The 7,759-nt window shown below is 34.3% G+C and carries 11 protein-coding genes; 8 read left to right on the forward strand and 3 right to left on the reverse strand.

Annotated features, from left to right (window positions below):
• Positions 1-56: 56 nt before the first annotated feature.
• Genes mutL through purE form a run of 3 tightly spaced genes read right to left on the reverse strand, consistent with a single transcriptional unit; the run spans position 57 to position 2,426 of the window.
• Entirely contained in the window at positions 57-1,667 is a 1,611-nt protein-coding gene (mutL, locus tag HET73_RS04620; protein WP_410543553.1) for a DNA mismatch repair endonuclease MutL, read from the reverse strand.
• Positions 1,664-1,918, reverse strand: coding sequence for an ATP-binding protein (locus HET73_RS09870; protein WP_410543552.1), 255 nt, complete (start codon positions 1,916-1,918; stop codon positions 1,664-1,666). The genes mutL and HET73_RS09870 overlap by 4 nt, the downstream gene beginning before the upstream one ends.
• 7 nt (positions 1,919-1,925) lie before the next feature.
• Positions 1,926-2,426: a 5-(carboxyamino)imidazole ribonucleotide mutase gene (gene purE, locus HET73_RS04625; RefSeq protein WP_174134095.1), complete on the reverse strand. Its 501-nt coding sequence runs from the start codon at positions 2,424-2,426 to the stop codon at positions 1,926-1,928.
• A gap of 384 nt (positions 2,427-2,810) precedes the next feature.
• Here purE and HET73_RS04630 point away from each other — a divergent pair, with 384 nt between their 5' ends.
• The 8 genes from HET73_RS04630 (at position 2,811) to rpoD (ending at position 7,503) form a co-directional block, all read left to right on the forward strand.
• Positions 2,811-3,110 (forward strand): helix-turn-helix domain-containing protein, encoded by a 300-nt coding sequence (locus tag HET73_RS04630; protein ID WP_174134097.1) that lies wholly within the window; start codon positions 2,811-2,813, stop codon positions 3,108-3,110.
• 60 nt (positions 3,111-3,170) lie between these two features.
• Positions 3,171-3,635 (forward strand): DNA-directed RNA polymerase subunit omega, encoded by a 465-nt coding sequence (gene rpoZ / locus HET73_RS04635; RefSeq protein ID WP_174134096.1) that lies wholly within the window; start codon positions 3,171-3,173, stop codon positions 3,633-3,635.
• 66 nt (positions 3,636-3,701) lie between these two features.
• Complete coding sequence (locus tag HET73_RS04640) at positions 3,702-3,902, forward strand: monovalent cation/H+ antiporter complex subunit F (protein ID WP_246210148.1); 201 nt, start codon at positions 3,702-3,704, stop codon at positions 3,900-3,902.
• Between the two features lie 6 nt (positions 3,903-3,908).
• The gene (mnhG, locus tag HET73_RS04645) at positions 3,909-4,196 is read left to right on the forward strand and encodes a monovalent cation/H(+) antiporter subunit G (protein WP_174133396.1); all 288 of its coding nucleotides are present in this window, start codon (positions 3,909-3,911) and stop codon (positions 4,194-4,196) included.
• A 1-nt stretch (position 4,197) separates the two neighbouring features.
• Complete coding sequence (locus HET73_RS04650; protein ID WP_174133397.1) at positions 4,198-4,725, forward strand: DUF4040 domain-containing protein; 528 nt, start codon at positions 4,198-4,200, stop codon at positions 4,723-4,725.
• Positions 4,718-5,134: a Na(+)/H(+) antiporter subunit B gene (locus HET73_RS04655; protein ID WP_174133398.1), complete on the forward strand. Its 417-nt coding sequence runs from the start codon at positions 4,718-4,720 to the stop codon at positions 5,132-5,134. Before HET73_RS04650 ends, HET73_RS04655 begins: the two co-directional genes overlap by 8 nt.
• Entirely contained in the window at positions 5,134-5,445 is a 312-nt protein-coding gene (locus HET73_RS04660; RefSeq protein ID WP_174133399.1) for a cation:proton antiporter subunit C, read from the forward strand. The genes HET73_RS04655 and HET73_RS04660 overlap by 1 nt, the downstream gene beginning before the upstream one ends.
• A 138-nt stretch (positions 5,446-5,583) precedes the next feature.
• The gene (gene rpoD, locus HET73_RS04665) at positions 5,584-7,503 is read left to right on the forward strand and encodes an RNA polymerase sigma factor RpoD (RefSeq protein ID WP_174134098.1); all 1,920 of its coding nucleotides are present in this window, start codon (positions 5,584-5,586) and stop codon (positions 7,501-7,503) included.
• Positions 7,504-7,759 lie beyond the last annotated feature (256 nt).

Consider the following 7,759-nt stretch of genomic DNA (forward strand, 5'->3'; position numbering starts at 1 on the left):
CTTGTCAAGGGGTTTTTTCGTTTAATCCGTTTTTATGAGCTACTTGGATGATGAGGTCACCTGCGCTCAAACAATTTTTCAATATCACTTAGTTTCATCTCTATGTAAGTCGGCCTTCCGTGGTTACATTGGCCCGAATATGGCGTTTCCTCCATTTGTCTCAGCAGTTCATTCATCTCTTCTAACCTCATTTTTCTGCCTGCTCTAATTGATCCGTAACAAGCGATAGTGGCCAACATTTTGTTCACTTTATCCTCTATAGGTAATGTATCTTCTATCTCCGTTAATCTATCAACTATATCCATCAGCATCTCTTTCACGTCTATCGCCCCCAAAATTGCAGGAATTTCCCTCACTATAACTTTATTCTCTGATTCGATTTCAATATCAAAACCCATTTCGAAAAGCTTATCTTTATAAATTTTAACCATCTCCATTCCAGCTTGATTTTTGATTTTAACCACTTCAGGAAGGAGCAATTTTTGTCTTTTTATACTTGATTTTTGTTTTAAGTACTCATAAACTAACCTCTCATGGGCTGCATGCTGATCGACTATAATCAATTTGCTTCTAGCCTCAGCAATTATATAAGTGTTGTAGACTTGACAGCATGCAAACCCTAGAGGATGGCTCCCTATCAAATCAATTTGTTCCCTTTCCAGAACCATAGTTTCCGCTTGTAGTGAGATACCAGTATAATCAAACGATTCCGACCGTTCTGATAAGCTTTTTGTTTCTACATTTGGAGAAGTAAACTCTTTCATTAGCCGATTTTCTAAATGGCTCGGCCTTCTTTCGTAAAATTCTTTCTGACTTTTTGCTTCTCTGCTTTTCCCACGATTAACATACTCATCATTTCCTTGACTCTCATTAACCAAAGGTGAATATCTTAGCTCCTCTTCAATACTTCGACACTTATCAACATCATTCACTGTGCCTATCCTCGTCGACAATCCCTTAATTAACCCTCTTCTCACTATTTCATATATTAGCCTCTTACTCTGAAATCTTACTTCTGATTTATTGGGGTGCACATTTACGTCTACTTGATCATATGGTATTTCTAAATGCAACGCTGCAAAAGGATATCTATCGCTTGGAATAAAGTCATGATACGCATACCGAATTGCACCAATCAGTAGATTGTCTTTAATTGGCCTCCCATTAACAAATGTATAGATCATGGTAGATTTACTACAATTGACAGTCGGTTTGCAGATGTGTCCTGTAAGTTTGATACCGTCTTCTTCTTCATTAATCTCCAGAGAATTGTTTTGAAATTCTTCTTCTATTTCACATAGCCTACCAAATAACGAGGTTTGTTTAGCGTATTTTAAAAGCTTCTTGTTACCTGAATTGAAAGTAAATCCAACTCTATAATTGATCATTGCTAAATTGTTTATAATATCAATAATATTTTGAGTTTCTGCCCTTTCGGTCTTTAAGAATTTCAGCCTATTTGGAGTAGCAAAAAACAAATCACGTATTTCAACATGTGTACCTTGTAATAAGGAACAAGGCACAAGCTCCCCTATCTTTTCTCCACCCTCATATCTTATAGACCACGCTTCATTTGCTCCGCTTGCTTTAGATGATAACTTTATTCTACTTACTGCTGCTATTGAAGGCAGAGCTTCCCCTCTAAAGCCAAGATGCTTGATCTCTATTCACTATCGCTCAATTTTGAAGTAGCATGGCGCATAAATGCAAATTCTAAGTCATCCTTTTCTATTCCATTTCCATCATCTACCACAGTAACAAGATTGCGCCCACCACTTTCTATTTTGACCTCTATTTCTGAACTTCCAGCATCTATTGCGTTCTCCACTAATTCCTTCACTACACTTGCTGGCCTCTCAATTACTTCCCCCGCTGCTATACGGTTTATAGTTTTTGTATCTAAAAGAATTATTGCCATAAGCTCATTACGATGTTGGTTTTTCTTTTACCTCTTCGGTTTGTCTGTCTCTCCATTTCTTCAGCCTATCAGCAATTTCACTATTAGAAATTGACAATATAGATGCAGCAATAATGGCAGCATTGCATGCTCCACTTTCTCCTATAGACATTGCCGCTACCGGAACCCCCCTTGGCATTTGCACTATAGACAATAGACTATCCAGCCCATTTAACTCTTTACTACGCACAGGAACACCTATAACAGGTAAACAAGTGAGCGACGCAACCATACCTGGTAAATGAGCTGCTCCTCCTGCACCGGCTATAATAACTTTAAAGCCCTTTCCTTGTGCAGACCTGGCAAAATTTAAGAGCCTTTCTGGTGTCCTGTGTGCAGATATTATGCATACGTCATGCAAAATTTCTAATGCTTTTAGCATGTCAACAGCATGAACCATAGTGCTATAATCCGACTGACTTCCCATAATTACAGCAACATCTTTTTTCATTTCTGCCATATTCAACATAACTTTACTTATTAGCTAAATAATGTTTCAGCTAAAAAGCAACAAATATTTAAATTACACTATGAGCATAATGTACAGCATTCTTGTTAAAATAAAAACTTTATCTACATTAAGGCACAGAGACCTTTATGAGCGAATCGAAAGAATTTATATTCTAAGTCTTGTAGTTACTACTTGTTCTTGCTATGAATAATCTTTTTAGGTAAAACAACGGTTTAAAATTAACATAGATTTAATAAAGATATCAACAAATAATGAGCTTAAAGCTTTACGCATTAATATCATATAATTATTTAGTATAAATTATATGATATTAATACTTTGAGATATCAAATTTATGTTGTAATGTTTTACAAAGTTTTTGATAGTGGGTGTAAAAAGATTATGGAAATAATATCATTAAACAATAATTCATGCAATGTAGAAATAAAAAAGAAGTTGCTTGACATAATAAGCAAAGTTATAGAAAAAAACGCTTGGACCCAAGCGCATGCAGCTGAAAGACTAGGTGTTGATCAGCCAAAGATATCACAAATTAAAAATGGCAAAACAGATGGTTTCTCTTTAGAGCGGTTGTTAGGGTTCCTCAAAAAATTTGACCATGAAATAACAATTACGATAACAGAGAACCGAGCAGTAAAACCCGAAGTAGAAAAGGCAAAACATGAAGTTAGATCTAAATAGATACAAAGTTGACATCTTGTTTTTTGTGGTATAGTATGAAATTTATTAAGGTAGCATTTTATGGCTGAGTCTGTTGTAGAAAAATGTACAGAGCAGGTGAATAACCGTTTTAAATTAGCTCTATTGGCAAGTCAGAGGACACATGATTTAAACACAGGAGCAAGTAATCCAATTCAAGCAGCTAAGTTTAAAGGCCATAAAAATACTATCATTTCTTTATACGAAATAGCAGAGAAACAAGTAGACGCTCATGAGTTATTTAGCCTTTTGGTGAGCAGATGTAAAGAGTATATGAAAGGGAATATGAGTAATGTTTACAGAAGTGACACTAGTAAGCTAGAAAAACTACTAAACTTTTCTGATAGTCAGTTTAGCATAGATTCTGATGTGGATCAAGAAAGTACTGATATTCAGGATGACGAAGTGGAAAACGAAATAGATGATCAAGACAGTGAAGAAACAGATAATGAAGTAGAAAATGAAGTAGATGATGAAGACAGTGAGGAGGTAGATGATGAAGAGTAAATCAACTACTGAGATTTATAAATGATTCACGTTGCTGTTTATGTACTACTGTTTTGTATTAGTGTAATGTTATACCGTATAGTGTCTAAGCTGAGCAATATTTACGATAAGGTGCTAGCATTTAACAATTTCTCAACACAAGCAGTTTTGCTCATAACAGCAATATCGATTATTCTGAGCAATTTCTTTTTGCTTGATATAGCGTTATTGTACGCCAGCATTAGCTTTATGTCAACTATAGCACTAATGAGATTAATGTTGCTTTGATAATTTATGATAGGATCTATTTTCATATTCTTAGGCGCTTGTTTAGTAATTATTTCAACCATAGGGGTAATCAGATTTCCTGACTTTTACACTAGGTTACATGCAGCAGGTATCACAGATTCTAGCGGTGCAATGTTGTTGTTAGTTGGTTTTGCTCTGCAAAATGAATTTTCAACCAATACTGTTAAAATTATGTTATTGATTCTTATAATATGGATAGCTAACTCAACTAACAGTTATATTTTAGCGCGCACTTACTATAAAAATAAGCAAAAGACTATCAAAGAAGATTAAGATGTTAGAAATACTGAATGCAACATTACTTTTGCTGTTACTGACGGTTACGGTTTTTATAGTTCTCTCAAAACACTTAGTTGTAAGCGGCGTTCTAATGTGTACATTTAGTTCACTCATTGCACTTATGTACTTAGTCATGAACGCACCCGATGTTGCAATCACTGAAGCTTCAGTTGGTGCAGGACTCAGTACAGTTTTTATGTTTGCTGCGCTTTCTCTGATAAAGAACCATAAAGTAAATTTATCTCATAACCCTATAACACTTTTGTCTATGTTATTTTTAGCTGTATGTTTATCATATTTTATGATTCAATTACCAGATTTTGGCAGCCATGATGCTCCTATCCACTTGCATGTTGCTCCTTATTATATAGAAAATACTGAAAAAGATGTTGGCATTCCCAACATAGTAACAACTGTTTTAGCAGGCTTTCGTGGTTATGACACATTTGGAGAAACTATAGTAGTTTTTACCGCCGCACTTTGTATAACACTAATATTAAAAGAAGAAAAAGAAAATGATTAAAGATCCGGTATTAAATGCAGTAACATTTTTGATGGTACCTTTTATCATTCTATTTGCTTTATACATACAATTTCACGGCGACTACACTCCAGGTGGAGGTTTCCAAGCAGGAATAATTATTGCTTCCGGAATAATACTATACTCAATGTTATTTGGTATACTCACGACTTTAAAGGCAATACCCTACTCTGTGATTAAATTCACTAATATGCTAGGTATTTTAATCTATGGAGGAACAGGTATTACAACAGTTTTGCTTGGCAAAAGTTTTTTATCTTATGGTATATTGTCAGCCAATAACGTTATTGGTCAAAAATTGGGTATTTTTTTGGTAGAATTAGGTGTAGCACTTACTGTTTGTTCTTCCATGTTAATCATATATATAAGCTTTGCTCGTAGAAAAAAATAATGACTTTATATAACTATACAATTATTATTATGTTAATGATGCTAGGCCTGTACATTACCATAAATGATGAAAATTTAATCAAGAAAATGATAGGAGTAAGCGTTTTCCAAGCATCTGTTTTGCTATTTTACATATCTTTAGGGTATATAAAAAACTCTTTGCCTCCTATACTGGTTTCAAATTTTTATTTATATAGCAACCCTATACCACATGTTTTAATGCTTACTGCCATAGTGGTTGGAATTGCAACATTTTCAGTTGGATTGTCTATAGCAGTGAAAATAGAGGAAAAATGTGGCACAATTGACTAAGACAAGTGTATGTGAGTTAACAGTATCTTAAACTATATGAAGTAACAAGTAGCCAAAAGTTAAAAATAAGACTATAGACTTGCTTACTGTAAGCCTATTTACTAATAAGAAATAAAATTTTTGATTATAAAGGTAATGATGTCAACTACTAACAACGCAGAAGATAAGAAAAAAATTATTAGAGATCTTGTAACCAAAAGTATCAGAAAGGGTGGATTTATCACTTTCGACGATATAAATAATAAATTGTCAGATGAAAACTTCTCATCTGACTTTATAGATGATGCTATATCTCTATTGCAAGATTCCGGAATTAACATACTTGAAAGCAGTGAAGATGAAGAGGAAGCTCCTTCTAATAGCGATGATAGTAAATTTGATGATGACGATACATTGTCTAACACTGCTACAACTTTAATACAAAATGACGATCCGGTAAGAGTTTATCTACAAGACATGAGCTCCGTAAAGCTTTTATCAAGGGCAGATGAAATTGAGATAGCAAAGAAAATTGAATCTGAAAAGCATAACATGCTGCGTGCAATAATTGAAACATCAGTAACATTAAAAACGATAAAAACATGGCGCGACGATTTGAGTAGCGGAGTTCTCTTACTGAGAGAAATTATAGACCTAGACGCGATTTATAACTCTGATTTTAATGCCATATCTAAAGAAGAAAGTGAAGATATTTCTGAAGATGCCAAAGGTGATGAACACTGTGAAGATGATGAAACGGATGATAAAAAAGACGATGATGAGCAAGAAAGTGGCAACGAAGATATAAGCTCAACAAACTTAAACGTTTCTATTCTTGAAATGGAAAATGACTTATTGCCTAAGGTTATAGTTGCATTAGATAATATAATTGCTTTAGCAAATGAAGCATTGGTACTAAGAAAAGATCCCTCTAGCGAATCAGCATATAAAGACTTATATAATCAAATATGGTCCATAGCTCTACAAATCAAACTAAGTGACGCTGCTGTTGCTAAAATTACACAAAAACTCTATAATATAAATAGATCTATCATGCTTGAGGAAGCCAATCTTATTTCCGAGGCTAAAAAATACAATATCGATAGAGAAAGTTTCTACAAAGTTCACTATGACGTACTCTTAAAGCATAGGTTAAAAGATGTAAACCCTTCAAAAATTAATAGAAATCTATCTTCTTTTACAGAAGAACTAAAAAGCAAATTTGCAAGGTTTATAGATAATAACTCCGAGCACATAACTAACACCCTCAACAACATCAGACAATACATACAAGAAGATAATGCACAAGAATTTAAGGAGTTAATCAAAAAGATACAAAAACATGAACAAGAAGTCTCAGAAGCAAAGCAGGAAATGATTAAAGCTAATTTGAGGTTGGTAGTTTCCATTGCTAAAAAATACTCAAACAGAGGTCTTGCTTTGCTTGATTTGATACAAGAAGGCAACATTGGTCTTATGAAAGCCGTGGATAAATTTGATTACAAACGTGGATACAAATTTTCAACTTATGGAACCTGGTGGGTAAGGCAATCAATCACTAGAGCAATCCCTGAACAGTCTAAAGTAGTTAGAATACCGGTTCATATGGTAGAGATTATCAGCAAAATCAACAGAACACTAAGAAAGTTAACTCATGAGATGGAAAGAGAGCCTACACTAGAGGAATTGAGTACGGAACTTGGAATGCCTCTAGAGAGAATACGCAAGGTTATGAAAATAGCAAAAGATCCTGTGAGTCTTGAAGCTCCAACTGGGAAAGATGATAGTAGCACTTTTGGTGATTGTATAGAAGATAAGCGAGTCTCAAAGCCAGAAGATGCGGCAATACTTGCTGACCTGCGCGGTATTACAACTAATGTTCTTGCAACTTTAACACCAAAGGAAGAAAGAATCCTAAGAATGCGCTTTGGCCTTGGTAAAGATGGGAAGGAACACACCTTAGAAGAAGTAGGAAGAATCTTCAATGTAACACGTGAGAGAATTAGGCAAATAGAAGCAAAAGCTCTGCGTAAATTAAAACATCCAAGTCGCGCTAGAAAACTCAGAGGGTTCTTTTAAGGAAATATTTAACCAATTACTATAATTATGATTAAATATTGGGGTATGTTTCTCTACCAATCAATACAGTACATCTATTGACAAATTTGATACTATAAGTGTATGTAAGTAGTGGTCAATACAAAGAAAGAGAGCAAAAACGAGGTCAGTGTTGTTGACACTTGGGAATAAAGAAGGTATAATACATATATTGGGCGCGAAGCTCTTTATGTAGGTTACATATTTTTTAATGAAGTTATTTATATTAACTGCTAAT

It is taken from the genome of Wolbachia endosymbiont of Atemnus politus, assembly GCF_013309895.1.

Bases quoted from the DNA above. Each gene is read 5' to 3' on its own strand.
- HET73_RS09870 (WP_410543552.1), bottom strand. From the start codon at position 1,918: ATGGCAATAATTCTTTTAGATACAAAAACTATAAACCGTATAGCAGCG.
- purE (WP_174134095.1), bottom strand. From the start codon at position 2,426: ATGTTGAATATGGCAGAAATGAAAAAAGATGTTGCTGTAATTATGGGA.
- HET73_RS04630 (WP_174134097.1), top strand. From the start codon at position 2,811: ATGGAAATAATATCATTAAACAATAATTCATGCAATGTAGAAATAAAA.
- rpoZ (WP_174134096.1), top strand. From the start codon at position 3,171: ATGGCTGAGTCTGTTGTAGAAAAATGTACAGAGCAGGTGAATAACCGT.
- HET73_RS04640 (WP_246210148.1), top strand. From the start codon at position 3,702: ATGTTATACCGTATAGTGTCTAAGCTGAGCAATATTTACGATAAGGTG.
- mnhG (WP_174133396.1), top strand. From the start codon at position 3,909: ATGATAGGATCTATTTTCATATTCTTAGGCGCTTGTTTAGTAATTATT.
- HET73_RS04650 (WP_174133397.1), top strand. From the start codon at position 4,198: ATGTTAGAAATACTGAATGCAACATTACTTTTGCTGTTACTGACGGTT.
- HET73_RS04655 (WP_174133398.1), top strand. From the start codon at position 4,718: ATGATTAAAGATCCGGTATTAAATGCAGTAACATTTTTGATGGTACCT.
- HET73_RS04660 (WP_174133399.1), top strand. From the start codon at position 5,134: ATGACTTTATATAACTATACAATTATTATTATGTTAATGATGCTAGGC.
- rpoD (WP_174134098.1), top strand. From the start codon at position 5,584: ATGTCAACTACTAACAACGCAGAAGATAAGAAAAAAATTATTAGAGAT.